The sequence below is a fragment of the Aeromonas bestiarum genome, from assembly GCF_000819745.1.
Classification (GTDB): domain Bacteria; phylum Pseudomonadota; class Gammaproteobacteria; order Enterobacterales; family Aeromonadaceae; genus Aeromonas; species Aeromonas bestiarum.
This window is the reverse complement of the sequence record NZ_CDDA01000037.1, coordinates 1-24,907: the sequence shown is the minus strand read 5'-3', so window position 1 is coordinate 24,907 and position 24,907 is coordinate 1. Positions and strand designations below refer to the sequence as shown.

At 61.8% G+C, this 24,907-nt stretch carries 23 protein-coding genes; 11 read left to right on the top strand and 12 right to left on the bottom strand.

Features of this window, described 5'->3' with window-relative positions; translation table 11 throughout:
• Positions 1 to 66: 66 nt before the first annotated feature.
• The 9 genes from exeK to exeC form a co-directional block, all read right to left on the bottom strand.
• Positions 67 to 1,086 carry a GspK family T2SS minor pseudopilin variant ExeK gene (gene exeK, locus BN1118_RS18470; protein ID WP_103471666.1) on the bottom strand — a complete coding sequence of 340 codons (1,020 nt, stop codon included), beginning with the start codon at positions 1,084 to 1,086 and terminating at the stop codon, positions 67 to 69.
• Positions 1,076 to 1,693, bottom strand: a complete 618-nt coding sequence (gene exeJ / locus BN1118_RS18465) for a GspJ family T2SS minor pseudopilin variant ExeJ (RefSeq protein WP_043557437.1) — start codon at positions 1,691 to 1,693, stop codon at positions 1,076 to 1,078. The genes exeK and exeJ overlap by 11 nt, the downstream gene beginning before the upstream one ends.
• A 104-nt stretch (positions 1,694 to 1,797) precedes the next feature.
• On the bottom strand, positions 1,798 to 2,157 hold the full coding sequence (exeI, locus tag BN1118_RS18460) for a GspI family T2SS minor pseudopilin variant ExeI (protein WP_043140785.1): 360 nt from the start codon (positions 2,155 to 2,157) through the stop codon (positions 1,798 to 1,800).
• Positions 2,154 to 2,705 (bottom strand): GspH family T2SS minor pseudopilin variant ExeH, encoded by a 552-nt coding sequence (gene exeH, locus BN1118_RS18455; RefSeq protein WP_043557436.1) that lies wholly within the window; start codon positions 2,703 to 2,705, stop codon positions 2,154 to 2,156. Before exeH ends, exeI begins: the two co-directional genes overlap by 4 nt.
• 252 nt (positions 2,706 to 2,957) lie before the next feature.
• A complete protein-coding gene (exeG, locus tag BN1118_RS18450; protein WP_042868940.1) occupies positions 2,958 to 3,389 on the bottom strand; it encodes a GspG family T2SS major pseudopilin variant ExeG in 432 nt (143 codons plus the stop codon).
• Between the two features lie 109 nt (positions 3,390 to 3,498).
• Positions 3,499 to 4,719 carry a GspF family T2SS innner membrane protein variant ExeF gene (gene exeF / locus BN1118_RS18445; RefSeq protein WP_043557435.1) on the bottom strand — a complete coding sequence of 407 codons (1,221 nt, stop codon included), beginning with the start codon at positions 4,717 to 4,719 and terminating at the stop codon, positions 3,499 to 3,501.
• 151 nt (positions 4,720 to 4,870) lie between these two features.
• Positions 4,871 to 6,376 carry a GspE family T2SS ATPase variant ExeE gene (gene exeE, locus BN1118_RS18440; protein ID WP_043557433.1) on the bottom strand — a complete coding sequence of 502 codons (1,506 nt, stop codon included), beginning with the start codon at positions 6,374 to 6,376 and terminating at the stop codon, positions 4,871 to 4,873.
• A complete protein-coding gene (gene exeD / locus BN1118_RS18435) occupies positions 6,376 to 8,409 on the bottom strand; it encodes a GspD family T2SS secretin variant ExeD (RefSeq protein WP_043557432.1) in 2,034 nt (677 codons plus the stop codon). Before exeD ends, exeE begins: the two co-directional genes overlap by 1 nt.
• 21 nt (positions 8,410 to 8,430) lie before the next feature.
• Positions 8,431 to 9,279, bottom strand: coding sequence for a GspC family type II secretion system variant ExeC (exeC, locus tag BN1118_RS18430; protein WP_280136103.1), 849 nt, complete (start codon positions 9,277 to 9,279; stop codon positions 8,431 to 8,433).
• 214 nt (positions 9,280 to 9,493) lie between these two features.
• Here exeC and hslR point away from each other — a divergent pair, with 214 nt between their 5' ends.
• The 8 genes from hslR (at position 9,494) to BN1118_RS18390 (ending at position 17,040) form a co-directional block, all read left to right on the top strand.
• Positions 9,494 to 9,892: a ribosome-associated heat shock protein Hsp15 gene (gene hslR / locus BN1118_RS18425; protein WP_043140769.1), complete on the top strand. Its 399-nt coding sequence runs from the start codon at positions 9,494 to 9,496 to the stop codon at positions 9,890 to 9,892.
• Positions 9,893 to 10,000: 108 nt separating this feature from the next.
• On the top strand, positions 10,001 to 10,885 hold the full coding sequence (hslO, locus tag BN1118_RS18420) for an Hsp33 family molecular chaperone HslO (RefSeq protein WP_043140765.1): 885 nt from the start codon (positions 10,001 to 10,003) through the stop codon (positions 10,883 to 10,885).
• Between the two features lie 149 nt (positions 10,886 to 11,034).
• Positions 11,035 to 12,660, top strand: a complete 1,626-nt coding sequence (gene pckA, locus BN1118_RS18415) for a phosphoenolpyruvate carboxykinase (ATP) (protein WP_043557430.1) — start codon at positions 11,035 to 11,037, stop codon at positions 12,658 to 12,660.
• A gap of 178 nt (positions 12,661 to 12,838) precedes the next feature.
• Entirely contained in the window at positions 12,839 to 13,504 is a 666-nt protein-coding gene (locus BN1118_RS18410; protein ID WP_043140759.1) for a GntR family transcriptional regulator, read from the top strand.
• Positions 13,505 to 13,537: 33 nt separating this feature from the next.
• Complete coding sequence (locus tag BN1118_RS18405; RefSeq protein WP_043557429.1) at positions 13,538 to 15,340, top strand: aminopeptidase P family protein; 1,803 nt, start codon at positions 13,538 to 13,540, stop codon at positions 15,338 to 15,340.
• 112 nt (positions 15,341 to 15,452) lie between these two features.
• A complete protein-coding gene (locus BN1118_RS18400) occupies positions 15,453 to 15,848 on the top strand; it encodes a nitrous oxide-stimulated promoter family protein (RefSeq protein ID WP_052159102.1) in 396 nt (131 codons plus the stop codon).
• 124 nt (positions 15,849 to 15,972) lie between these two features.
• Positions 15,973 to 16,425, top strand: coding sequence for a GNAT family N-acetyltransferase (locus tag BN1118_RS18395; RefSeq protein WP_043557428.1), 453 nt, complete (start codon positions 15,973 to 15,975; stop codon positions 16,423 to 16,425).
• A 138-nt stretch (positions 16,426 to 16,563) separates the two neighbouring features.
• Complete coding sequence (locus tag BN1118_RS18390; RefSeq protein WP_043140749.1) at positions 16,564 to 17,040, top strand: outer membrane lipoprotein; 477 nt, start codon at positions 16,564 to 16,566, stop codon at positions 17,038 to 17,040.
• 75 nt (positions 17,041 to 17,115) lie between these two features.
• Here BN1118_RS18390 and BN1118_RS18385 read toward each other — a convergent pair whose 3' ends face one another.
• From BN1118_RS18385 to BN1118_RS18375, 3 genes are all read right to left on the bottom strand, one after another.
• Complete coding sequence (locus BN1118_RS18385; RefSeq protein ID WP_043557426.1) at positions 17,116 to 19,095, bottom strand: bifunctional 2',3'-cyclic-nucleotide 2'-phosphodiesterase/3'-nucleotidase; 1,980 nt, start codon at positions 19,093 to 19,095, stop codon at positions 17,116 to 17,118.
• A 127-nt stretch (positions 19,096 to 19,222) separates the two neighbouring features.
• Positions 19,223 to 19,843 (bottom strand): L-lysine exporter, encoded by a 621-nt coding sequence (lysE, locus tag BN1118_RS18380; protein ID WP_043557424.1) that lies wholly within the window; start codon positions 19,841 to 19,843, stop codon positions 19,223 to 19,225.
• Between the two features lie 202 nt (positions 19,844 to 20,045).
• Entirely contained in the window at positions 20,046 to 20,828 is a 783-nt protein-coding gene (locus tag BN1118_RS18375; protein ID WP_042868909.1) for a LuxR family transcriptional regulator, read from the bottom strand.
• Between the two features lie 62 nt (positions 20,829 to 20,890).
• On the opposite strand from BN1118_RS18375, the gene BN1118_RS18370 reads away from it, so the two are divergent.
• The 3 genes from BN1118_RS18370 to BN1118_RS18360 all read left to right on the top strand — a co-directional run bounded on the left by BN1118_RS18370 (position 20,891) and on the right by BN1118_RS18360 (position 24,832).
• Positions 20,891 to 21,514, top strand: coding sequence for an acyl-homoserine-lactone synthase (locus tag BN1118_RS18370; RefSeq protein ID WP_043557422.1), 624 nt, complete (start codon positions 20,891 to 20,893; stop codon positions 21,512 to 21,514).
• Positions 21,515 to 21,780: 266 nt separating this feature from the next.
• Positions 21,781 to 22,680, top strand: coding sequence for a LysR family transcriptional regulator ArgP (locus BN1118_RS18365; protein ID WP_043557421.1), 900 nt, complete (start codon positions 21,781 to 21,783; stop codon positions 22,678 to 22,680).
• A gap of 100 nt (positions 22,681 to 22,780) precedes the next feature.
• Entirely contained in the window at positions 22,781 to 24,832 is a 2,052-nt protein-coding gene (locus BN1118_RS18360; RefSeq protein WP_043140738.1) for an exoribonuclease II, read from the top strand.
• Positions 24,833 to 24,907: the final 75 nt, after the last annotated feature.

Below are 24,907 nucleotides of genomic sequence, written 5' to 3'. Positions count from 1 at the left end.
TCTCGGCTGCTGTCCAATACGGGGTCAGGGCGGGTACGGCCAGCGGCCGCCACCCACACCTGTCTGTCATTCGGCGCCGCCGTTGAGGCGGCGCAGCATCACCAGCTTGTTGTCCTTGCCACGCACGAAGACGCTCTCCAGCCTGGCCCGGGTATCACCCACCTCGGCGATCAGCCTGGCCTCGAAGTAGCTGCTCTTGACGTCCAGCACGGCATCCAGCCCGGGGATGGTGCTCAGCGGTACCGGCATCTGATCCGTCATCGCCTTTTTCTCCTTCCACCCCTTCTGGGGGCGGCTGGTCAGCACCCGCTTGGCGTCATCGAGCCCCACCTTGTCCAGATAGAGGGCCACCAGCAGCGCCGCCTGTTCCGGCTTGATGGTGTTGATGTTCACCAGCAGCTTGTCGCTAGGCAGGGCGCAGACATAAGGCGCCAACCGGGCATACAGCCTGGCGCTCACACCGCGCACCGCCCTCAGCTCGTCCGTGCTGAGCATCCACTGGTTCGCGGTCAGATAAGGGGGCGTCAGCCCCTCGTAATAGGCATCCTCGGCGCCGTAGCTGGAGACCAGTGCCGTGTCCTTGTCGGTCCAGTCGCGGATGGCATCGGTCAGCTGCACCGCCTCGTAATCCTCGACCTCGAGCTGCTTGAGCAGGGCGCGAAACGCCTTCACCGGATAAGGCTGCTTCTCGAGGTCGTCGCCGCTGATCCCGTCTTTCAGGGGCACGCTCAGGCTGTTGAGGTTGAAGCAGGATTGCAGATCCCGCACCCGGCCGGTCAGCTTGCCGTCATCCACCGGGAAGACAGCATCCTGCCTGGCCCAGTTCTGCCCCAGGTTCACCACATTGGGGTCATCCTTGAAATCCTGAACCAGCACCTTGCTCACCAGGGCTTCCGCCGACATGGCATACCACCAGGCCTGCTTGCCGGCGGTGAGGTTGCCGGTACGGCGCAACTCCAGCTGCAGGCGGCCACTCATGTTGCTGGCGATGATCACCATCACCGACAAGATGAGCAGCACCACCAGCAGGGCCATGCCCCCCTGGCGACGACAAGACGGCATGCTGCCGGTCCGCTTAGTTCGCATTTTCAGCTCGCTGGCCACCGGCCCCGATGAGGAACTGGCGGCGAAGGGTGCCGTAATCTTCCAGATCCAGCTCCACCGCCAGGCCGTAAGGCAGCACGTTGCGCTGGGTCCACTCCTCCTTCCAGGCCCCCTTGTCGTAAAAATAGAGCCGCAGCGCCGTCACCCGATCCAGCATGGGCTGGATGCGCGGCTCTGTGCCTATCACGGGATCCGGATAGAGATAGCTCAGCCGCTCCAGCTTGTGATCCTTGAGCCGCCAGCCGACCCGCTGCAAACCGGAACGTGGCAGCATGCCATCCGGATTGAGCCAGCCACCGCGGATAAAGGCCATGCCCCAGTCATCGCTCTGCTGGCCGAAGCGGGATGCCGCCAGCAGCACCTTGTTGTTCTCGCCGTCGATACGGCCGCTGCGGGGCACCATCTGGGTGATGTCCCGCTCCATCAGGGTGAAGGCCAGCTGCAACTCGGAGAGGCGGGCCTCCTTCTTCTTGGCCACCTCGTCGCTGGTGAGCACACCTTGCAGCACCTGATAGGCGCCCATGCTGAGGCTGGCGAAGATGGCGATGGCCACCAGCATCTCCAGCAGAGTAAAACCGCCCTGACGCATGCAATGCCGAACTCGCGGCCTTGGTACTGGCGATGGCCGCATCGACGTCTCCAGCAGGGTGAAGCCGCTCTGACGGGACTTCATTTGGGTGTCGTTGGCGGTTGTCATCGGCTGATATAGGTCCGGATGAAGGCCACTGGGCTCTCGGCCTTGGGCGCGGTACGCACTTCCATATCCAGCGCCTTGAAGTTGTTGTCGGCGGTGGCGACGCCGCGATAGCGCCAGTACCAGGTCTGGCCTGCCATCTGCTCGTCCCCTTCCACCCAGCTGTCACCGGGCCACTTGGCCTCCAGCTTCTGCTGCACCAGCTGATTCTCCACCACCCAGGTCGCCAGCGTCTTCTCTTCCAGATAATTGAGCGCAGAGAGGTGCTCGCTGGCGGTTTTCATCACGGCGAGACCCGCGATGGCAAACACCGCCAGTGCGACCATGACTTCCAGCAATGTCATGCCACGGGCGTTCATTCCTCTTCCTCCTCGTCCTGCAGCAGTCGCAAGCGGCCGAATTCATCCGCCTTGACCGTACGCAGGTAGCGCACATCCTCATCCTGCTGGGTCAGCGTCAGCACGAAGGGGCTGAGCTCGCCACCGGGGAAGATCAGCACCTGGGGCGTGCGCGCCTTCTCGTCCCGACCCCGCTCGGTTTTCTTGTCGGACTCGGTTCGCCAGCTGAACCCTTCGAGTTCGATGGCCAGCAACATGGTGTCGGGCAGTTGTACCTGTCCCAGGATCTTGTCGCCGGTCAGCGCCTGCCACTTGCGATCCTTGGCGGCACGCTGCATGAACTGCCAGCCGTGATCCTCGATGCGAAGCCCCACCAGCCGGCCATCCATCACCGAATACTCCTGCGCCTGTTGCAGGGTCGCCATGAAGCGGCGCGCCTGCTTGTCGAGCTCGCGATCGCCTCTGGCGCCCCCCATGCTGAGGGTGACGGCGGTGGCCACCAGCCCCATCAGCATGGCCACCAGCAATACCTCCAGCAGGGTGAAACCCGACTGACGATGACGCCTCATTGGTCCCACCCCACCAAGGTGACGACAGCAGACTCCCGCCTCATCAGCATGGCGCCATGGGGGAAACCCGACTGGCGATGACGCCTCATTGGTCCCACCCCACCAAGGTGACGACAGCAGACTCCAGCTTCATCAGCATGGCGCCACTCAACATCACCTCCCGCAGGGTGAAGCCGGCTTGGCGATGACGAGACGACGAGCCCCTCACGGCAGCCTCATCCACAGCAGCTTGATGGCAGCGCAATCAATCACTTATTGGAAATCCTTCAGATTCCAGTTGCCGATGTCGTCATCGGTACCGGCTTCGCCATCCAGCCCCATGGAGAAGATGTCGATCTTGCCAAACTGGCCCGGGCTCAGCATCTGGTACGGGTTGCCCCAGGGATCCTGCGGCAGGCGCTTGATGTAGCCGCCGTCACGGTAGCTGCGCGGCTCGGGGGCGGCGGTCGGCTTGTTGACCAGTGCATCCAGGCCCTGCTCCGTGGTCGGGTAACGGTTGTTGTCCAGCTTGTACATGTCGAGGGCATTTTCCAGCGCCACTATATCGGAGACGGCTTTCTGCTGGTCAGCCTTCTCCTTGTTGCCCATCAGGTTGGGCACCACCAGGCTGGCCAGGATCCCGAGGATCACTATGACCACCATGACTTCCAGCAGGGTAAAACCGGATTGACGACGCTTTTGCATGACTTACTCCCTAACGAAATGAGATGGCGCGGGCCATCAGAGATTGACCATATTATTGAGTTCGAGCGAATTGACGGCAGGATCGACCGAAGTCACCCTCACGCCAACATCATAAATTCACCATGTTGTTGAGCTCGAGGATCGGCTGCAGGATCGACATCACGATAAACAGCACGACCCCGGCCATGGAGACCACCAGCAGGGGCTCGAACACGCCGAGTGCGATGTTCACCTGGGTTTCAAATTCCCTGTCCTGGTTGTCAGCCGCCCGCTCCAGCATGCTGTCGAGCTCGCCGCTCTGCTCGCCGGAGGCGATCATGTGCAGCATCATGGGCGGGAAAATCTTGGTTTCATCCAGAGCCTTGCGCAGGCTGGTCCCCTCCCGCACCCGTTCGGTGGCCTCACCGATGCGAGTACGGGCGAAGTCATTGGAGAGCACTTCGCCGGCGATCTTCATCCCCTCCAGCAGGGGCACGGCGCTGGCGTTGAGTATGCTGAGGGTGCGGGCGAAGCGGGCGGTATTGAGACCACGGCTGACCCGGCCTATGACCGGCAGGCGCAGCACCAGCTGATGCCAGTGACGGCGACGCTTCTCGTCGGTCAGCCACCAGCGCCAGACAAAACCACCGATAAACAGCAGCAGCAGGAACCAGAGGCCGTAATGCTGCATCAGCTCGCTGGTGCCGATGAGGAAACGGGTCGTCGCAGGCAGTTGCTGGCCCATGTGTTCAAACTGGGCCACCACCTTGGGCACGACTGCGGTGAGCAGGATCGAGATGACCCCGACCGCCACCAGAGTGAGGACTATGGGGTAGATCATCGCCTGCAGCAGCTTGGTGCGCATGTGCTGGCGCTGCTCCGTGTAGTCGGCGAGCCGGTTCAGCACCTTCTCCAGATGGCCCGATTTTTCACCGGCCGCCACCATGGAGCGAAACAGCTGATCGAACACGTGAGGGAAGGCCCCCAGCGAATCGGCCAGCGAGTAACCTTCTACCACCTTGCTGCGTACCGTCGCCACCAGGCTGCGCAGATGGGCCTTCTCGCACTGCTCGGCCACCGCCCTCAGCGCCTCTTCGATGGTCAGCCCTGCGCCCACCAGGGTCGCCAGCTGACGGGTGATGAGAGCCAGCTCGGAAGTGGAGGCGCCACGGCGAAACAGCACGAAGCGATTCGCTTCCCGCTTTGCCTTCTCTGTGGTCTCGTTCACCTCGAGCGGGGTCAGCCCCTGCTCACGCAGTTGCTGGCGCACCTGACGGGCCGAGTCACCCTCGGTCACCCCCTGCTTCTGGCGCCCCTTGCTGTCGAGGGCTTTGTATTCAAATGCTGACAATACTCTTGCTCCTCTGCCCTAGCACTGTGACGTCTCGTTATCCCGATTCAAATCGCTTGCCTGACCAAACATCAATCTTCCCGGGTCACGCGCAATATTTCTTCCAGAGACTTGGCTCTGGCCCTTGAGCAGCTGACTCCATGCCCAGCGGTCAGTCTTCCCGGGTCACGCGCAGCACCTCTTCGAGGCTGGTCTGCCCCTTGAGCACCTTGTCGATGCCGTCGCGGCGTATGCTGGGGGTATGGTCCCGGATCAGCCGCTCTATGGCCAGCTCGCCGCTGGCGCTGTGGATCGCTTCGCGCACCGCCTCGTCGATCACCACCAGCTCGTGAATGCCGGTCCGGCCGCGATAGCCGGTGTGGTTGCACTGCTCGCAGCCCACCGGCCGCCACACCTGCTGATCCGGCGCCAGTTCCATGCCCATGGCCAGACGCTCCTGCTCCGTGATGGGGCGCGGGGCGCGGCAATCCGGGCAGAGGGTCCGCACCAGCCGCTGGGCCAGCACAGCCAACAGGGACGAGGAGAGCAGGAAAGGCTCTATCCCCATGTCCCGCATCCGGGTGATGGCACCTATGGCGGTGTTGGTGTGCAGGGTCGACATCACCAGGTGACCGGTCAGAGACGCCTGCACCGCTATCTGGGCGGTCTCGAGGTCGCGAATTTCCCCCACCATTACCACATCCGGATCCTGACGCAGAATGGCGCGCAGGCCGCGGGCGAAGGTCATGTCCACCTTGGTGTTGACCTGAGTCTGACCCACACCCTCCAGGTCATATTCGATAGGATCTTCCACCGTGAGAATGTTGCGATCCCGCGAGTTGATCTCGGAGAGCGCCGCATACAGGGTGGTGGACTTGCCCGAACCGGTCGGGCCTGTCACCAGAATGATGCCGTGGGGCTTGCGAATGAGTTCGCTGATGATGTTGCGGTTGGCCAGCGTCATGCCGAGCTGCTTGAGCTCGAGGCGCACGTTGTTCTTGTCGAGCAGACGCAACACCACCCGCTCGCCGTAGCTGGACGGCATGGTCGACACCCGCACGTCCACCGCCCGGCCACCGATACGCAGCGAGATGCGGCCATCCTGGGGCACCCGCTTCTCGGCTATGTCCATCCGCGACATGACCTTGATGCGCGACACCAGCAGGGAAGCCAGCTTGCGATGAGGCCGCAGTATCTCCCGCAGCACGCCATCGATGCGGAAGCGAATGACCAGCACCCGCTCGAAGGTCTCGATATGGATGTCAGACGCCTCCTCTTTTATCGCCTCGCTCAACATGGCGTTGATGAGGCGAATGATGGGGGCGTCGTCATCGGCGTCCAGCAGATCCTCGCTTTGCGGCAGCTCCTCGGCCAGGGCGAAGAAGTCCATCTCGTTGCCGAGATCTTCCATCAGCTGACGCGCCTCGGAAGAGTCGCGCTGGTAGTGCGCCATCAGCAGCTCTTCAAACTCGTCACTGCCGAGCTGCTCCACCTCGAAGGCGCAGCCCGCCACCCGCCGCACCTCCAGCAGGGTTTGCGGCGCCACCCCAGGACGACACAGCAGCAGGGGGGTTCCCTGCCGCTCGGTCAGGACGACACCGAAGTTGCGGGCAAAGGCGAACGGCAGCTCGGGCAGGGCTGCAGGCAGACTCGTGTCATCGAGCTGGTACGCTGCCATTACTTGTTACCCACGAACGGCTGCACTCCGTCGGCCGTCGCCTGCTGGCGCGCCTTCATCAGCTCGATCTGCTTCTGTACCTCGGGCGACTGGGCCACATCCTGGCCATATTCAGGCAGCACCTGGCGTTTGGGCGAGGTGAGGTAGTTTTCCTGAGCGGCAGCCTCGATCTGTTCGGCCCGGAACATGGTGTACTTGTTGCTGGAGATGCCTGAGTAGACGTTGGCATCCCGCAATATGGTGGGCCGGATAAAGACCATCAGGTTGCGCTTGGAGGTAGTGTTGGTGGTGGAGCGGAACAGGTAGCCGAGCACGGGTATGTCGCCCAGCAATGGCACCTTGGAGACCTTCTCCTGATTCTGCTCATCCATCAGGCCACCCAGCACCACAGTCTCGCCACTCTTCACCAGCACGGCGTTCTTGATGGTGCGGGTATCGAAGGTGGGGCCCAGATCGGCAGTCCCGGTCGCCTGTTTCTGCGCCACGCTGGAGACCTCCTGCTCGATATTGAGCAGCACTGAGTCCCCTTCGTTGATCTGTGGCGTCACCACCAGCTTGGTGCCCACCGTCTTGCGCTCTATGGTGTTGAACACCTGATCGCTGGTGGTCGAGCTCTGGGAGCCGCTCTGCACCGGCACTTCCTGACCGACGTTGAAGGAGGCTTCCTTGTTGTCCATGGTGACGATACTCGGGGTGGAGAGAATATCGCTCTTGGTATTGGTCGACAGTGCCGTCACCAGCGCGGCCCAGTTGCCATGGTAGAAACCGGCCGCCATGCCGTTGAAACCACCGGCCAGCTTGGACAGCGAGTCGGTATTGCCGTTGTCCTTGTAATCCTTGGCGGCGATGGCCACCGAGCCGATGGGCAGGTTGGTATCGGTAAACTGGGTGCCGCCGCCGTTGGTATTGGCCCACTGCACGCCGAGGTTGAGGCCGTCGCCGTCGGCGATCTCGACTATGATCGCCTCAACCAGTACCTGGGCACGGCGGATATCCAGCTTGGCGACCACCTGCTCCAGCTCGGCCATCACATCCGGCTGGGCCGTGATGACCAGGGCATTGGTGGTCTCGTCGGCGGAGATGGCCAGCTTGCCACCCCCTATGCTGGCGCCGCCACCGGTCGTAGTGGTGCCGCCGCCCTTCTTGTCTGCTTCTATGCTGGAGCTGACGCCCTTGAGCACCTCCACCATGTCCTTGGCCTTGCCATATTTCAGGTAGAAGACCCGGGTGTTGCCCTGGCTCTGCAGATCCCGGTCGAGCTGGCGCACCATCTGTATGATGCGGGCCCGCGCCTTGGGTTCACCACTGACCACCACAGAGTTGGTGCGCTCGTCGGCCACCACCTTGGGGGCCAGCAGCAGGGAGGTGTTGCCGCCCTGACTGTTGCCATCCTTGTTGAGGTTGGTCACCAGACGCACCATCTCGCCGGCGGAGGCATATTTCAGCTTGATGATGTCCACTTCCTGATCGCCCGCCTTGTCGACCCGGCGAACCACTTCCACCAGACGGTTGACCACGGCGGCACGGCCCGTGATGAGCAGCACGTTGGAGGGATCGTAATGGACCACGTTGCCGCCACCGGCGTTGTCATTGAGCTGACGCAGCAGGGGCGCCAGTTCGCGCACCGAGACGTTGCGCACAGGTACCACCCGGGTCACCATCTCGTCGCCTATCCCCGGGTTGGTCTCATCCACCACCGGGATGGCCGAGGTCTTGGCGTCCTTGGAGCGCACCACCTTGAGCACACCGTTATCCATGGGCACCACGGCGAAGCCATAGACGTCGAGCACGCTCAGGAAGAACTGGTAGTACTGCTCCTCGTTGAGCAGGTCGTAACTGCGGACGTTGATCTTGCCGCGCACCGAAGGCTCTATGATGATGGTCTTGCTCAGGTTCTTGCCGACCGTGTTGATGAACTCTTCGATGTCGGCATTCTTGAAGCTGGCAGAATACTCGGTGGCCCAGGCGGAGCCCGCCATCATCAGCGCCGCCGCAACCGTGGCCAGACGCCAGCCCTTCCCTTTATTTATCATTCTTGGTGCTACTCCAAATCATTATTCTGACAAGCCGACATAAACGTCGTAGAGCTGTCCTTGCCGCTCGACGGTGACGGTCATTTCCGTGGCGCCAGCCACCTGCTGCATTGCCTGCATGGCCTGAGCGTTATCCCGCAAATCCAGGCCATTGATGCTGACCGCCATGTCGTTGGCGACCAGACCGAGTTGATTGAACAGTTCTGGATTGCTGCCCGGATTGAGGCGATAGCCGACCATGCGGCCATCTACCCGCACCGGGGAAATATTGAGGTAATCGGTGATCTTGCCGGGGTTGCCCAGCAGTTCGCTGCGCACCGAGGAGAGCTTGCCATCCTGATTGCCCGGTTTGGGCAACGGCTTGCCGTACTCTTCCCCGTCCAGCATCAGGGTCTCGTCCCGCGCATCCCGCTCTATGATGACGCGATCGGCGAACACCTGACGGATCTTGGCCTGGGTGCCATCGATGAAATCACCGATACCATAGGAGTTCTGCACGCCGTTGTGGGCGATGATGGCGATGGATTTGGCCGGATCTGAACTCGCCAGCACACCGTTGAGCTGGGCGTTGAGCTGAGTCTTGGGGGCATCGGCTGCGACAGCATCGGCCGCCTGGGCCTGTTGCTTCGCCTTGCCGAACAGCGACAGCCGGCTGATGCCGCTGAGATCGAGCCGGGCCGAGCCTTGGCCCTGACTGGCGACCATGGCCGGTTGCCAGGGTTGGCTGGCCTGCTGGCTGCCGAGATCCAGCAGACGCCAGGTGAGACCGGCGCACTGGTGGGCCAGCAACAGCAGCAGAAGCCAGAACAGGGGCTGGCTGAAACGGGAGAGCGGCACGGTTTTGCAACGGGCCAGAAGGGAGCTCAACAAGTCATCCCTGAACGGTAGCGTCATGTTTATCAATATATTCTGGCATCCAAATCGGTTGGCTATTGTGTACGGCAATGGACCCAGAGACAACCGACCGGATGGGATGAAGCTGCGAAAATTGACATTCCGTCACACCATAAGCCCCCCCGTTTCTATCCCGAGGCCTGCCTCTGGTATAATCAGGCTCCCCTTTCAGCCATCCCGGAGTCGATTCATGCCGAATCCCGCAGAAACCACAACCCAGGTCCGCCTCGACAAATGGTTGTGGGCGGCGCGTTTTTACAAGACCCGCAGCCTGGCCCGCGAGCAGATTGAAGGGGGCAAGGTGCACTACAACGGCCAGCGCAGCAAGCCGGGCAAGGCCGTCGAAGCCGGTGCCCTCATCCGTGTCTGGCAAGGCCAGGACGAACGGGAGGTGCGGGTGCTGCAAGTGAGCGAACAGCGCAAGTCCGCCCCGCTGGCCCAGCTGCTCTATGAAGAGACGGAGGCCAGCCTGAAAAAACGGGCCGAGAACAGCGAGGCGCGCCGCTTCAACAGCCAGTTTGCCCCGAGCCCCGAGCGTCGTCCCGACAAGCAGGAGCGGCGCCAGCTGATCAAGGTCAAGCAATACTGACTCGCCAACGTGGCCCTTTTATGACGACAGGAAACGGGATTAGTTCCTAACCACCTGTTTAATAATGTTTTTATCTATTTACCTCACCTAAGAACCCAGGAATGCATGATGAGTAACCAAGATCTCCTGTATCGCTATCTGTTTGAAGAGTACGAAGTCCGGGGTGAGCTGGTCCAGCTGGACCATACCTACCGCCACGTGGTGGAAGCCCAGAACTACCCGGTGCAGGTGCAAAAACTCCTGGGTGAGCTGCTGGTTGCCACCAGCCTGCTGACCGCCACCCTCAAGTTTGAAGGCTCCATCACAGTGCAGTTGCAGGGCGATGGCCCGGTGCGCCTCGCCGTCATCAACGGTGACAACAACCAGCAACTGCGCGGCGTGGCCCGTTTTGAGGGCGAGCTGCCGAGTGATGGCAAGCTGCAGAGCCTGATCGGTGAAGGTCAGCTGATCATCACCATCACCCCGGAGCAGGGCGAGCGCTACCAGGGCATCATAGCGCTGGACGCCGACACCCTGGCAGGCTGCCTGGAGCACTACTTCGCCCAGTCTGAACAGCTGGCCACCAAGCTGTGGATCCGTACCGGCTACCACCAGGGTGAGCCCCGCGCCGCCGGTATACTGCTGCAGGCGCTGCCCGCCCAGAGCGAGGATCACAGCGCAGATTTCGATCACCTGACCCAGCTCACCGCCACCATCAAGGATGAAGAGCTGTTCGGCCTGGAAGCGGAAGAGATCCTCTACCGCCTCTACCACCAGGACAAGGTGCGGGTGTTCGATCCGCAGGCGGTCGAGTTCCGCTGCACCTGCTCCCGCGCACGCTGCGAAGGGGCCCTGCTGCAGATAGAAAAGGAAGAAGTCATGGAGATGGTGCAGGAGCTCGGCAAGATCGACATGCATTGTGATTATTGCGGCGCCCAGTACCAATTCGATGGGATCGACGTCGAAACCCTGTTCAGCAGGGCTCCCGATAATGATGCAAACAAGTTACACTAATTGAAGGCGGGCAAAACCCGCCTTTAACTTAAATAACAAAAAAATACCCTATTTTATAAAGTTTGATGGCGATCGCTAAACTCTACCACCTAAGTGATAGGATGAACGCCAGATAGAACCCTACAAACCTCTGAACCCAGGAGAATACAATGACAATCGTGGCAGAACCCACCCTGGCCCAACAATTAGGACTGGACCAGTACGGTATCAAAAACAGCCAAGAAATCGTTCGCAACCCCTCTTACGATCAGCTTTTCGCGGAAGAGACACGTTCTGACCTGGAAGGGTTCGAGCGCGGCGTGGTGACCGAGCTGGGCGCCGTCAACGTAAACACCGGCATCTTCACCGGCCGCTCCCCGAAAGATAAATATATCGTCAAAGACGCTACTACCCAGAATACTGTGTGGTGGTCTGACCAGGGTAAAAACGATAACAAAGCTATTACCCCGGAAGTGTGGTCACATCTGAAATCCCTGGTGACCAAACAGCTCTCGGGCAAGCGCCTGTTTGTGGTTGACGGCTTCTGCGGTGCCAACCCGGATACCCGCCTGGCCGTGCGCGTCATCACAGAGGTGGCCTGGCAGGCTCACTTCGTCAAGAACATGTTCATTCGCCCGAGCGATGAAGAGCTGAAAGCCTTCAAACCTGACTTCGTGGTGATGAACGGTGCCAAGTGCACCAACCCGAACTGGAAGGAGCAGGGTCTCAACTCCGAGAACTTCGTCGCCTTCAACCTGACCGAGAAGATCCAGCTCATCGGCGGCACCTGGTACGGTGGCGAGATGAAGAAGGGGATGTTCTCCATGATGAACTACTTCCTGCCCCTGCGCGGCATTGCCTCCATGCACTGCTCCGCCAACGTGGGTCAGGACGGCGACGTGGCCATCTTCTTCGGCCTCTCCGGCACCGGCAAGACCACGCTCTCCACCGATCCCAAGCGTCAGCTGATCGGCGATGACGAGCACGGCTGGGACGACGACGGCGTGTTCAACTTCGAAGGGGGTTGCTACGCCAAGACCATCAAGCTCTCCAAGGAAGCCGAGCCGGACATCTTCAACGCCATCCGTCGCGATGCGCTGCTGGAGAACGTGACCGTTGCCGCCGATGGAACCATCGACTTCGATGATGGCTCCAAGACCGAGAACACCCGTGTCTCCTACCCCATCTATCACATCGAGAACATCGTCAAGCCGGTCTCCAAGGCGGGTCATGCCAACAAGGTGATCTTCCTGACCGCCGATGCCTTCGGCGTGCTGCCCCCTGTCTCCAAGCTGACCAAGGAGCAGACCAAGTACCACTTCCTGTCCGGCTTCACCGCCAAACTGGCCGGTACCGAGCGTGGCATCACAGAACCGACCCCGACCTTCTCCTCCTGCTTCGGTGCGGCCTTCCTCAGCCTGCACCCGACCAAGTACGGTCAGGAGCTGGTGAAACGGATGGAAGTGGCCGGCGCGGAAGCCTACCTGGTCAACACCGGCTGGAACGGCACCGGCAAGCGCATCTCCATCAAGGATACCCGCGCCATCATAGACGCCATCCTGGACGGTTCCATCGAGAAGGCCGAGACCAAGGTGCTGCCGATCTTCAATCTGGAAGTGCCGACCGCGCTGCACGACGTGAACCCGGCGATCCTCGACCCGCGCGACACTTACGCCAACAAGGCCGAGTGGGATGCCAAGGCCCAGGATCTGGCCCAGCGCTTCATCAAGAACTTCGAGCGCTTCACCGACAACGAAGAGGGCAAGCGCCTGGTTGCTGCGGGTCCGCAGCTGTAACACCAGCCTCCCTTCTCTTGCCGACATCCATACCGGTCAGCCCTGCTGACCGGTATTTTTTTAACCAGAGGACGGCGTTTGATCCCCGCCAAACCTTGCCTTGTGGGCGGTTGCGCGTTAGATTCAGCCCAACTTTATACAATATACAATTTTGTAACGAATCCCCTGTGACCCGACCATGACCCCACCCTACAAGACCCGAACCCAGATGGTGATGGAAAATCTCCGTGGCCGGATCCTGCGTGGCGAATTCCCCGCCGGCGCCCCCCTGCGTCAGGATGCCATCGCCAAGGAGCTGGCGGTGAGCCGCATTCCGGTGCGCGAAGCCCTGATGCAACTGGAGGCCCAGGGGCTGGTGAAGTTCGAGGCCCACCGCGGCGCCGTGGTCACCATGCTGGACGCCTCGGCCATCGAGGAGCTCTTTTATTTGCGAGCCCTGCTGGAAGCCGATACCCTGTTTCACGCCGTGGATATGATGACGGAGGAGACCTTCGTCAAGGCACAGGCCATCCTCGCCCAGTTTGATCAGGCGCTCGAGTCAGGCACCCAGATCGAACACTGGGCCGAATTGAACCACAGTTTTCACGCCACCCTCTATCAGGCTGCCGGCCGCCCCCAGGCGCTGGAGCTGATCGCCCAGATCAATCTGAGCTGTGACCGCTATGTGCGCTTCGAGCTGCTGTTTGCCAGCGACGGAGTGGACAAGGCCGAGCGTGAACACGCCCAATTGCTGGAACTGTGCCGCGCCCGTCGCAAACACGAGGCCGTGGTGCTGCTCAAGCAACATATCGAGGCGGCTGGCCAGTCAGTCAAGCGGATCCTGGACAGCGGCCACCACCAATGAACACTCACATCACAACAATCTGGCATTAACGACATGAATCATTTCGAGATTATTGAAACCCGCGTCGCCCAGGTCAGGGCCACACTGGCCACACAAGAGCTGGACGCCTTAATAGTCCCCCACGATGACGAGCACCTGGGCGAGTACATCCCCGCCTACGCCGAGCGTCTGGACTGGATCACGGGTTTCAACGGCTCCGCCGGGCTCGCCATCATAATGGCGCAGCGGGCGGCCCTGTTCATCGACGGTCGTTACACGGTGCAGGCCCGCATGCAGGCACCGGCCGAGCTGTTTGAGTTTCTCCATCTGAACGAAGATCCCCACGTCCAGTGGCTGGCGGATCAGCTGCCGTCCGGCTCCCGGGTCGGCTTCGACGCCCGCCTGCACAGCCTGGCCTGGTATCAAAACGCCAGGGCCCTGCTGACCGAGCGCGGCATAGAGCTGGTACGCGTGGAGCAGAACCCCATAGACCTGCACTGGAGCGATCGCCCCGCCCCCACCAAGACCCCGGTCATCCTCTACAGCGAGGAACTGGCTGGCCAGTCGAGCCAGGCCAAGCGTGAACTGCTGGCCAGCGATCTGCGCAAACGCGGGCTGGATGCGGTGCTGCTGACCCAGGCCGAGCCCATCAACTGGCTGCTCAACCTGCGTGGTCGCGACGTGGATCGGCTGCCGGTGGTATTGGGCTTTGCCGTGCTCTACGCCAACACCAGCATGGATTTCTTCGTCGACACCGACAAGATCGACTGCTTCGCCTTCAGCCAGCACGTGGGGCAAGATGTCTCCGTCTACCCCATCGACAAGCTGGGTGACGTGCTGCAACGCATAGGGGAAGACCAGCAAAAAGTGCTGGCTGACCCCAACACGGCCAACGCCTGGACCCAGCTCATCATGGAAGAGGCGGGTGCCATCTTGGTGGCGGGTCAGGATCCGACCATGCTGCCGAAGGCGTGCAAGAACGCCGTTGAGCTGGCCGGCATGCAGCGTGCCCACCTGCGCGATGGCGTCGCCGTCACCCGCTTCCTCGCCTGGCTGGATCGGCTGATCGCCGCCGGCGAGTTTGAAGGGGTGGACGAAGGCACCCTGGCCGACCAGCTGGAAGCCTTCCGCCACGAGCAGGAGCACTACGTCGAGCCGAGCTTCGATACCATCTCGGCACTGGGCCCCAACGCCGCCATGTGCCACTACCGTCACACCAACGGCACACCGCGCGCCTTCGGTCAGGACAGCATCTATCTGGTGGACTCCGGCGCCCAGTATCTGGACGGCACCACCGACATCACCCGCACCGTCAAGGTGGGTGAGCTGACCGACGAGCACAAGGCCATGTTCACCCGGGTGCTGCAGGGTCATATCGCGCTGGATCAGGCCCGCTTCCCGCGCGGCACCGCCGGCATCCAGCTCGACGTGCTGGCCCGCATGCCGCTGTGGCAGGCCGGTTACAACTATGACCACGGCACAGGCCACGGGGTCGGCCACTTCCTGAGCGTGCACGAAGGCCCGCAGCGCATCGCCCCCAAGGGCAGCCTGGTGGCCCTGCAGCCGGGCATGGTGCTCTCCAACGAGCCGGGTTACTACCGGGAAGATGCGTTCGGTATCCGCTGCGAGAACCTGGTGGTGGTGACCGAGCAGGAGCAGATCGGCGAGCTGCCGATGCTGGGCTTCGAGCGGCTGACTTACGTGCCGTTCGATACCCGCCTCATCGAGCGCAGCCTGCTGAGCCCGGCCGAGTTCCGCTGGATCAACGAATACCATGTCGAGGTGTTCCGCCGCCTGAGCCCGCTGCTGGAGGGTGAGGATCTCGCCTGGCTGGAACAGGCAACCAGCCTCATCTAATCGCAGACAAGCAGAATTGTCTGATGAAACAGGGCCCGCGGGCCCTGTTTTTTTGCCCGCCGGCTTGACCTGTATCAAGACCCCGCCGGGGCAGGTCAGGACAATGACTCCCATGAAAACCCATCACCCCGATCCCGTGCGCCAGGTCCGTGCCCGCAAGGCACCCGAGCACCCCAGGCTCAAGCGGGAGCAGCAGACGGTCAGCGCCATGATCCGCCTCTACTGCGACCACCATCATCAGGATCCCGCCTGCCGCCACTGCCAGCAGTTGCAAGCCTTCGCCCACCAGCGCCTGCGGCGCTGCCGCTATGGCCACGGCCACAAACCCACCTGTGCCAACTGCAACATCCACTGCTACGCCCCGGCCATGCGCAAACAGATCCAGCTGATCATGAAGTGGAGCGGCCCGCGCATGCTGTGGCATCACCCCTGGCTCGCCCTGCGCCACCTGCTGGACAGCCGCCGCAAGGCCCCCAGATTGCCCAGCAACCGGCCCCTGCCGCCCTGAACCGGGCAAGCTGCGACGCCCGCCCCCATCACCAGACCCGCTTGCATCAGCCCGGATGGCCCACTAACCTGTGACTCCTTTTTGACTGCCGCACGGCAGCACGCACGCAATGACAGGAGCCCGGATGCATCAGCCCCCCGTTTTGAGAGTGGCCCGCCACGCCGACATGCACGCCATCTGGCAGATAGACGTCGACGTCTTCGGGGAGGATGTCTACCCCGGTTTCTTCTTCCGTCAGGCCATGGATCTCTGGCCCGATCTGCTGCTGGTGGCCGAGCTGGACGGCAAACTGCTGGGCTATGCCCTGGGCGGGCTGGGACAGGATCGGTCGCAGGGCTGGCTGCTCTCCCTGGCTGTGTTGCCCGAGGCGCGCGGCTTCGGCCTGGCCGAACGCATGATGCTGCAGGTGGAGCAGGGACTGCTGAAACTGGAGATCGATCGGATCAAACTGACGGTGGATCCCGCCAATCCGGCCCAGCGCCTCTACTTTCGACTCGGTTATCAGCAACTGGCCGAGGAGCGCGACTATTTCGGCCCGGGCGAGGATCGCCTGCTGCTGGAAAAACGGCTCGGCTGAGCCACTGCTGACGGGATTTGCGGCGCCCGGGTCTTATAATTGGTTACACTTTGCTGGTTTCATGCCCAATCCGGTTGGCGTAAAGTTGAACTCACTGACCGAATTAACCAGATCAGATGCCAGCCCAGGAGGCCCATCATGTTGAAACGTATCACCCTTATCGCCTTGTTGGCCGCCACCACAGCCACCACCCTCAGCGGCTGTGCCAACAGCGACGTCTACTCCGGTGATGTCTACACCAAGGATCGCGCCAAGCAGGTCCAGACCGTCAGCTACGGCACCATACTCTCCACCCGCCCGGTCAAGATCCAGGCCGATGAGAACTCCCTGGTCGGCACCATAGGCGGCGCCGTGGTCGGCGGCCTGCTCGGCAGCACCATAGGGGGCGGGCGCGGCAGCGACATCGCCGCCGCCGGTGGCGCCATCGCCGGGGCCGCCGCCGGCAAGGCCGCCGGTGACAAGTTCAATCAGGTCGATGGCGTCGAGCTCGAGATCAAGAAAGAGAACGGCGAATCCATCGTAGTGGTGCAAAAAGCCAGCCCCACCTTCGTGCCGGGCGCCCGGGTACGCATGACCCAGGGCAACGGCAGCATCAACGTGGCCGTGGTGAACTAAGCACAGGCCAGCAGCCGCCCACGAAAAAGCCCTCGCACTGCGAGGGCTTTTTTTATCGCCGGTGTCAGTCAGGCATTACTGACGGATCAGGCGGAAGATGGCGTAACCGGGGTGCTTGGCATCGTCCATCGGCAGGGTGGACTTGTACTCCAGATCCGCACCGGCCAGCTGCCTGGCCTCTTCGCGGGGAGAGGAGTAGAGCCGCACGTCCACGTTGGCCGGCAGTGCCTTCATGTGCCAGTTGTTGTTGGCCGCCGGGCTGAAACCACCCGGGTTGTCGGCAGACTGGGCCTTCAGGTACTGGGCTATGATCTCCCGCGTCTCGGAAGGATCTTCATGCACTATGTTGCTGCCGTCTATACCCGGGAAGTGGCCGCCACCGCTGGCGCGGTAGTTGTTGGTCACCACGTAGAACTTCTGGGCCGGATCCATGGGCTGACCGTTGAAGGTGAGCCCGCTGATGCGCTGACCATCGCTGACCTTGGCCCCTTCCTTGCTGTAACGGGCCGGCTGGGTGATATCCACCTCGTAGTTCACCCCGTCGATCACGTCGAAGTTGTAGGTGGGGAACTTCTCGTTCACCAGCCACTGCACCTCTGTCTTGCCGGTATCTATCTGGTTGAACTGACCGGCGCTCATCTCCAGCCACTCCTTGACGGTGGCCCCGTTCACCTCGACCACCTGCAGGGTGTTCGGGTAGATATAGAGGTCGGAGACGTTGCGCAGGGAGATGTCGCCCTGGGCCACATAGGTGAAGTCGTTGATGCCGTTGCGACCGCCGCGGAAGGGCGCCGCCACCGACAGTATGGGGTAGGACTCCTTGAGCAGACCGTCCTGTTGCAGCTGTTCGGCATAGCGGCGCTGAGCATCGCTCACCAGTTGCACCGAAGGGTCATCCTGCACCAGGGCGAAGAAGCTGTGGATGGAGGAGGTGATCTTGCCGAGCGGCTCGTCCAGCCACTGGTTGGTGGCGTCGTGATCCGCCTGCACCAGGTCCACGACCCGCTGATCCACGGCGCTGCCCTCGCTGGAGTCGATCTTGCGCAGGCTGGCCTGGCTCTGTTTCACCTGCCACTTGCCGTCTACCTGCTGCAGGGTGAGGTCTATGATACCGAGGTGGTTGCCCCAGTAGCCGGGCATCACGGTCGGCACGCCGCTCAGGGTACCGGCCTGGTTGTCCACCTCCGGCAGATCCGGGAAGTCGCCCGGGAAGTTCTTGTGGGCATGACCCAGCATCAGGGCATCCACCCCTTTCACCTTGGCCAGATGCCAGGCGGAGTTCTCCATCATGGCCTCGTAGCTGCTGGCGTTGATGCCGGTATGGGCCACCACCACCACTATATCGGCGCCCTTGGCGCGCAGCTCGGGCACATAGTGGTTGGCGGTCTCGACCATGTCGGCCACCACCACCTTGCCCTCCAGATGACGCTTGTCCCACTGCAGCACCTGCGGCGGGGTCAGCCCCAGTATGCCCACCTTGACGGTCTGCAACTGGCCCTTGTCATCCTTCACCTTGCGCTCCAGCAGCAGGTAAGGCTTGAACTTGTTGCCGCTCCAGTCGATCTGCCCCTTGGCATCGCGCTTGAAGGCTCCCGCCTCGAACACGTTGGCGTTCACATAGGGGAACTTGGCGCCCTGCAGTGTCTTGGTGAGGTAATCCAACCCGTAGTTGAACTCGTGGTTGCCCAGGTTGCCAGCGTCATAGCCGATCTCGTTCATGGCCTTGAACACAGGATGGGCCTGCTTGTCGAGGTAGCCGGCACCGGATTGCTCGAAGATGTAATCCGCCAGCGGCGTGCCCTGGATCAGGTCACCGTTGTCGAGCAGCAGGTTGTTGGGGTTTTCGGCGCGGGCCGCGCGGATCAGCAGCGCGGTGCGGGAGAAGCCAAACTTGCGATCCTCCTTGTTCTGGTAGTAGTCATACCCCAGCACGTTGGAGTGGATATCGGAGGTCTGGATCAGACGCAGGGCAACCGCTCCCGGTTGCGCCTTGCTGTCGTTTTCGTTGCTACAGGCAGACAACAGCACGATGGCTGCAATAGCACCCAGCTTCATGGTTTTATTCACTGTCTTGTCCCTTTTATTATGAGTGTCGCTTTACCAGCGACGGGAATTTAACAGACGAATATGTCAGGGCATGAAGCCGGGATTAATTTTTATGAGGTACGGCACAAAAATAGCCTTATGAGGCCAGCAAAGCCCCGCTCGCCAGTTGCAACGCCAACCCCAGCATGATGAAACCAACAATGGTATCAATAGCTTGCTGAACCCTGCCGCGGGCAAGCCAGGGCGAAAGCGCAGCCGCGCCAAACGCCAGGCTGTAGAACCAGACCAGGGAGGCCAGCATGGCCCCGGCCGCAAAGGCCGGCCGCAACTCCTCGGCAAACTGGCTGCCGAAGGAGCCGAGCAGCATCAGGGTATCCAGATAGACGTGAGGATTGAGCAGGGTCACCCCGAGCGTCATGGCCAGCACGCTCTTGACCCCCATCAACTGCGGCGAGTCCGCAAGCTTGGCCCCCTGCCCGCGCCAGGCGCTGCGCAGGGAACGGATGCCGAACCAGCTGAGAAACAGCACGCCGCCCCAGGTCAGCAGCGCCAGTCCGATAGGGCTGGCCGCCAGCAGGTTGGCCCCGCCGAACACCCCGATCCCGATCAGAACGAGATCGCACAGGCAGCAGAGCGTCGCCGCCAGCAGATGGTGGTTGCGGTGTATGCCCCGGCTCAGCACGAAGGCGTTCTGGGCACCGATGGGAATGATCATGGCAAGGCCGAGGGTGAAGCCTTGCAGGCTAGTTGCGAACATGGATTGAACGTCCAGAAGAGGAATTGGACGGCACTATAAAGGGTGGCGGGGTGTTCAGAGAAATTCATAAATCTGCTGATGGATTCATTTTCCTAATCAGCCAGATTCCTGAGGGCAGGGATGAATTCCATCCGGCACCAACTGTCAATTGCATGATCTGACAATTGTGAGCCTGTCGCTCTGCCCCGAGAATCATTGGGTTTTATTGCATCAGCTTGGGGAAGTTGGTGACAACGACCTGCTCCAGATTGGGCAGCAAAATGCCACTGCTCACCCCCTTGGCGATGGCCTGGTAGCGATTCATCGACCCCGTTTTACGGGTGACCTGATTGAGGTGGTAGTTCACGGTGCGTTCCGTGATCCCCAGGATGCAGGCAATTTCACCCGACGTTTTCCCTTCACTGGCCCAGAACAGGCATTCCGTCTCCCGGTCAGTCAGGGCCTCCTGAGGGTCATCTTCCCGCAGACTGACCCGCACAATCCGGATCGCCGCCTCGAAGATGTAGTTGGACATCCAGGAGAGGATGGGCGAGGACTCCAGCAGCAGATCGCTCGACGCCCGCTCGGCGGTGATGAACGACAGTATGCCGTTTTCCCCCGCCGCACCGTGCAACGGAAACGAAATGCCGTTGCGCAGCCCGAACTCCGCCGCCAACCCCATCACATCCAGACTGCCCTCTTGCAGAAAACGCGCCCGTCCTTCCAGCCGGTTCCAATAAATGGGCAAGGTCTGCTTGCGGGCCAGCTGAATGATGGGATCACAGGCCAGCATATGGTTGGCCGTATAGGCCTGCACCCAGGAGTCGGGGCACTGATTGAACAGCACCACCTTGGGCCTTTGCATCGACATGGGAATGATCAGCGCGAACCGGTAGTAGTCATAGCCCATACCGAGCGTGAACCGACCGATCAACTCGGCCAAACGATCCCCGTCCGTTACCGAAGTGAAATGTTCGAGGTACTCAAGCAGTTGGTCTTGTTTCATATGCTAGCCCCCCTGGCCAGGGCCTCGATTATAGCGCCGAACACTGAAATGGAGACATCTGAATGCTTGTTTTCAAAGGAAAATTAAAAGAACACCCCAGATGGGAGGTAGAAAACGAGCTTTATCGCTTCCGTAATCGCGTCTTCTCCGATCGCCTCGGCTGGGATGTGGAGTCCCACCGTGGTCTGGAGCAGGACAGCTTCGATACCCCGGACACCCACTGGGTGCTGATCGAGGACGAAGAGGGCCTGTGTGGCTGTATCCGGCTGCTCAGTTGTGCCCAGGATTACATGCTGCCCAGCATATTCCCCAGCGCCCTCGCCGGTGAGGCGCCGCCGCGCAGCAACGACGTCTGGGAACTGACCCGCCTCGCCATCGATGCCGAACGGGCTCCCCGGCTCGGCAACGGCATCAGCGAGCTGACCTGCATCATCTTCCGCGAGGTCTATGCCTTCGCCAGGGCGAAGGGGATCCGGGAACTGGTCGCCGTGGTCAGCCTGCCGGTGGAGCGCATCTTCCGCCGTCTCGGCCTGCCCATCGAGCGGCTCGGCCACCGTCAGGCGGTGGATCTGGGCGCCGTGCGCGGGGTCGGTATCCGCTTCCATCTGGATGAGCGCTTCGCCCGTGCCGTCGGCCAGCCCATGCAGGGCGAGTATGCCGATGCCCGCGAGCTGGTCACTGAGTGAGAGTCGCCATAAAAAAATCCCGGGATAAGACCCGGGATTAAAAGTTCTCGCTATGGCCCGTTTCCACCCCATGCAAAAACGGACGCAAAAGAGTATCTCCTGAATATCTTTTGACCACCACTGTCACATCTCACAGTGACAAACCCGCTTTCACCCCGCACACCACGCCAGCCGGGCCTGTCGGCGATCCGGCCAGCGCAGCGTTGTCCTGCGGTCGCCACTCCAGTAGCATCCCTTCTCAATACCTGTACGGATAAGGAATGCTGATGAAGGCCTTGGACTACAAGCTGCTGCTGGCGCTGGATGCCGTGATGCAGGAACAGAACTTCGAGCGGGCCGCCCAGCGCCTGCACATCACCCAGTCCGCCATCTCCCAGCGCATCAAGCAGCTGGAGCAGCAATTCGCCGAGCCGCTGCTCATTCGCAGCCAGCCACTACAGGCGACCCCTCTCGGCCAGAAGCTGCTGGCCCACTACCGCCAGGTGCGCCAGCTGGAACTGGAGCTGGCCGGCGAGATAGCGCCCGACGAACCCCAGGCCCCGATCCGGGTCAGCATAGCGGTCAACGCCGACAGTCTGGCGACCTGGTTCCTGCCAGCCCTCGCACCTCTGCTGGAGCAGCACCCCATAGAGCTGAACCTGCTGGTGGATGACGAGTGCCGCACCCTGGACCGGGTGCGCGAGGGGCAGGCCTTCGGCGCCGTCAGCCTGCACGGCCAGCCACTGGCGGGCTGCTGCGTCGACGAGCTCGGCGAGATGCACTACCTGCTCACCGCCAGTCCCGCCTTCGTCGCTCGCCATTTTCCAAATGGCATGACCCGGGCAGCGTTGGCCAAGGCGCCGGCGGTGGCGTTTGATCAGCGTGACGACATGCACGTCAGTTTCATGGCACGCCACTTCGGGCTGGAGCCCGGCGGCTATCCCTGCCACACGGTGCGCTCGTCGGAGGCCTTCGTCGCCATGGCCGAGCAGGGGCTCGCCTACTGCCTCATCCCCGAACTGCAGATCCGCCAGCAGCTGGCCCAGGGCAGCCTGCTCGATCTCAGCCCGCAGCATCACCTGGTCGAGCGGCTCTACTGGCACCGCTGGGTGCTGGAGCGCGGGCTGCACAAACAGATCTCCCAGCGCCTGATCGATCAGGGGCGCCACGCACTGCACAGGGGCTGACGGGGCCATTCACCTTGGCTTTGGAGGGGTAAAAACGTATAGTGCTGGGCGATCCTTCATCAGGTCTCCACCCAGGTTTTCCACTTCAGGTTCCTCACTTATGTTCCAAGACAATCCGCTGCTGGCCCAGCTCAAGCAACAAATCCGCGAAAACATCCCCAAGAAAGAGGGTGTGATCCGCGCCTCGGACCGGGGCTTCGGCTTTCTGGAAGTCGATGAGAAGACCAGCTATTTCGTGCCGCCTCCCTACATGAAGAAGGTGATGCACGGTGACCGGGTGAGCGCCCTGATCCGTACCGAAAAAGAGAAGGAAGTGGCCGAGCCGGATGCCCTGCTGGAGCAGGCGGTGACCCGCTTCGTCGGTCGCGTGAAGATGTTCCGCGATCGCCTCAACGTGGTGCCGGACCATCCGCTGATCAAGGACGCCATCAAGGCCCGCGCCAAGAAGGGTCTGGATGAGAAGTCCTTCAAGGAAGGGGACTGGGTGGTAGCGACCCTCAAGCGCCACGCCCTGAGTGATGGCAACTTCTCCGCCGAGATCAGCCACAAGATCGCCGATCAGGAAGACCACAACGTGCCCTGGTGGGTGGTGCTGGCGCGCCACAACCTGGCCCAGATTGAACCGGCCGACCTGCCCGAGTGGAACGTCATCGAAGAGGAAGAGCTGCCGCGCACCGACCTGACCGCGACCCCCTTCTTCACCATAGATGGCGCCAAGACCAAGGACATGGATGACGCCCTGGCCATCCGCAAGCTGGACAACGGCTGGGAACTGCTGGTCGCCATCGCCGATCCGACCGCCTATGTGGCCGAAGGCAGCGAGCTGGACAAGGAAGCCGCCCAGCGCGCCTTCACCGTCTACATGCCGGGCCGCAACGTGCCCATGATCCCGCGCACCCTCTCGGACGAGCTCTGCTCCCTGAAAGAGGGCGAGGAGCGCAACACCCTGTGCGCCCGCCTGCTGATCGCCGAAGATGGCCTGCTGCTGGAAGAGACCGAATTCTTCGCCGCCCGCATCTGCTCCCACGCCCGCCTCAACTATGACGAGGTCTCCGACTGGGCCGAGCATGGCAAGGCACTGGACATAGACGCAGACGTCATGGCCCAGCTGCCACTGATGAAGGCGATGACGGAGGCACGCATCGCATGGCGTACCGAGCACGCCCTGGTGTTCCCGGACAGACCCGACTACGACTTCGAGCTGGGTGAGAACGGCGCCGTGCTGGCCATCCACGTGGAGCCGCGCCGCATCGCCAACCGCATGATCGAAGAGTCGATGATCGCCGCCAACATCTGCGCCGGTCGCGTGCTGGGCAAGAGCGTCGGCTACGGCATCTTCAACGTCCACACAGGGTTCGATGAAGAGTCCCTCGACGGCGCCATCGACCTGCTGAAAAGCGCCGAGGCCCCGTTCGAGAAGGAAGAGATCGCCAGCCTGTCCGGCTTCTGCGCCCTGCGCCGCTGGATCGACAGCCTGGATACCCGCTGGCTGGACGGCAAGATCCGCCGCTTCCAGAGCTATGCGCTGATGTCCGCCGAGCCGGGCGCCCACTACGGCCTTGGCCTGGATGCCTACGCCACCTGGACTTCGCCTATTCGCAAGTACGGCGACATGGTCAACCATCGCCTGCTCAAGGCCGTCATCGCTGGCAAGACCCCGGGTGAGCGCCCAAGCCAGGAGCTGACCGAGCACCTGACCGAGTGCCGCCGCCTGCACCGCAGGGTGGAGCGCGACATCGGCGACTGGCTCTATGTTCGTTACCTCAAGGCCGATGCCGGCACCGACAAGGTGTTCAACGCCGAGATCATCGACGTGATGCGTGCCGGTCTCAAACTGCGCCTGCAGGAAAACGGCGCCGTGGTCTTCATGCCCGCCCGCCACATCCTGGACAACAAGGAGCGGCTGGAGTGCAACTGGGACAACGGCCGCGTCTACCTGGACAAGACCGAAGTGGTCTATGAGCTGGGCCAGATCATCGAGGTCAAGCTGACCGAGGCGGTGGAAGATACCCGCTCCCTCATCGCCAAACCGGCGGTGGATCTGGTGCCGGGTCCGGCACCGGAAGCCCCTGTGGCCGACAGCGCAGTGACCGAGAGCACTGCCGCCGAGAGCACTGACGCTCCTGCAGAGGCCGCCCCCAAGGCGGAATAAGCCCGGCGTCAGCAACTGGATATCCATAAAGCCCGCAACCCTGCGGGCTTTTTTTAGGCGCTGTCCCAATTATGT

Excerpts from the sequence above, each read along its gene's own strand:
- exeK (WP_103471666.1), bottom strand. The coding sequence starts at position 1,086 with ATGCGAACTAAGCGGACCGGCAGCATGCCGTCTTGTCGTCGCCAGGGG.
- exeJ (WP_043557437.1), bottom strand. The coding sequence starts at position 1,693 with ATGCGTCAGGGCGGTTTTACTCTGCTGGAGATGCTGGTGGCCATCGCC.
- exeI (WP_043140785.1), bottom strand. The coding sequence starts at position 2,157 with ATGAACGCCCGTGGCATGACATTGCTGGAAGTCATGGTCGCACTGGCG.
- exeH (WP_043557436.1), bottom strand. The coding sequence starts at position 2,705 with ATGAGGCGTCATCGTCAGTCGGGTTTCACCCTGCTGGAGGTATTGCTG.
- exeG (WP_042868940.1), bottom strand. The coding sequence starts at position 3,389 with ATGCAAAAGCGTCGTCAATCCGGTTTTACCCTGCTGGAAGTCATGGTG.
- exeE (WP_043557433.1), bottom strand. The coding sequence starts at position 6,376 with ATGGCAGCGTACCAGCTCGATGACACGAGTCTGCCTGCAGCCCTGCCC.
- exeD (WP_043557432.1), bottom strand. The coding sequence starts at position 8,409 with ATGATAAATAAAGGGAAGGGCTGGCGTCTGGCCACGGTTGCGGCGGCG.
- hslR (WP_043140769.1), top strand. The coding sequence starts at position 9,494 with ATGCCGAATCCCGCAGAAACCACAACCCAGGTCCGCCTCGACAAATGG.
- hslO (WP_043140765.1), top strand. The coding sequence starts at position 10,001 with ATGAGTAACCAAGATCTCCTGTATCGCTATCTGTTTGAAGAGTACGAA.
- pckA (WP_043557430.1), top strand. The coding sequence starts at position 11,035 with ATGACAATCGTGGCAGAACCCACCCTGGCCCAACAATTAGGACTGGAC.
- BN1118_RS18410 (WP_043140759.1), top strand. The coding sequence starts at position 12,839 with ATGACCCCACCCTACAAGACCCGAACCCAGATGGTGATGGAAAATCTC.
- BN1118_RS18405 (WP_043557429.1), top strand. The coding sequence starts at position 13,538 with ATGAATCATTTCGAGATTATTGAAACCCGCGTCGCCCAGGTCAGGGCC.
- BN1118_RS18400 (WP_052159102.1), top strand. The coding sequence starts at position 15,453 with ATGAAAACCCATCACCCCGATCCCGTGCGCCAGGTCCGTGCCCGCAAG.
- BN1118_RS18395 (WP_043557428.1), top strand. The coding sequence starts at position 15,973 with ATGCATCAGCCCCCCGTTTTGAGAGTGGCCCGCCACGCCGACATGCAC.
- BN1118_RS18390 (WP_043140749.1), top strand. The coding sequence starts at position 16,564 with ATGTTGAAACGTATCACCCTTATCGCCTTGTTGGCCGCCACCACAGCC.
- BN1118_RS18385 (WP_043557426.1), bottom strand. The coding sequence starts at position 19,095 with ATGAAGCTGGGTGCTATTGCAGCCATCGTGCTGTTGTCTGCCTGTAGC.
- lysE (WP_043557424.1), bottom strand. The coding sequence starts at position 19,843 with ATGTTCGCAACTAGCCTGCAAGGCTTCACCCTCGGCCTTGCCATGATC.
- BN1118_RS18375 (WP_042868909.1), bottom strand. The coding sequence starts at position 20,828 with ATGAAACAAGACCAACTGCTTGAGTACCTCGAACATTTCACTTCGGTA.
- BN1118_RS18370 (WP_043557422.1), top strand. The coding sequence starts at position 20,891 with ATGCTTGTTTTCAAAGGAAAATTAAAAGAACACCCCAGATGGGAGGTA.
- BN1118_RS18365 (WP_043557421.1), top strand. The coding sequence starts at position 21,781 with ATGAAGGCCTTGGACTACAAGCTGCTGCTGGCGCTGGATGCCGTGATG.
- BN1118_RS18360 (WP_043140738.1), top strand. The coding sequence starts at position 22,781 with ATGTTCCAAGACAATCCGCTGCTGGCCCAGCTCAAGCAACAAATCCGC.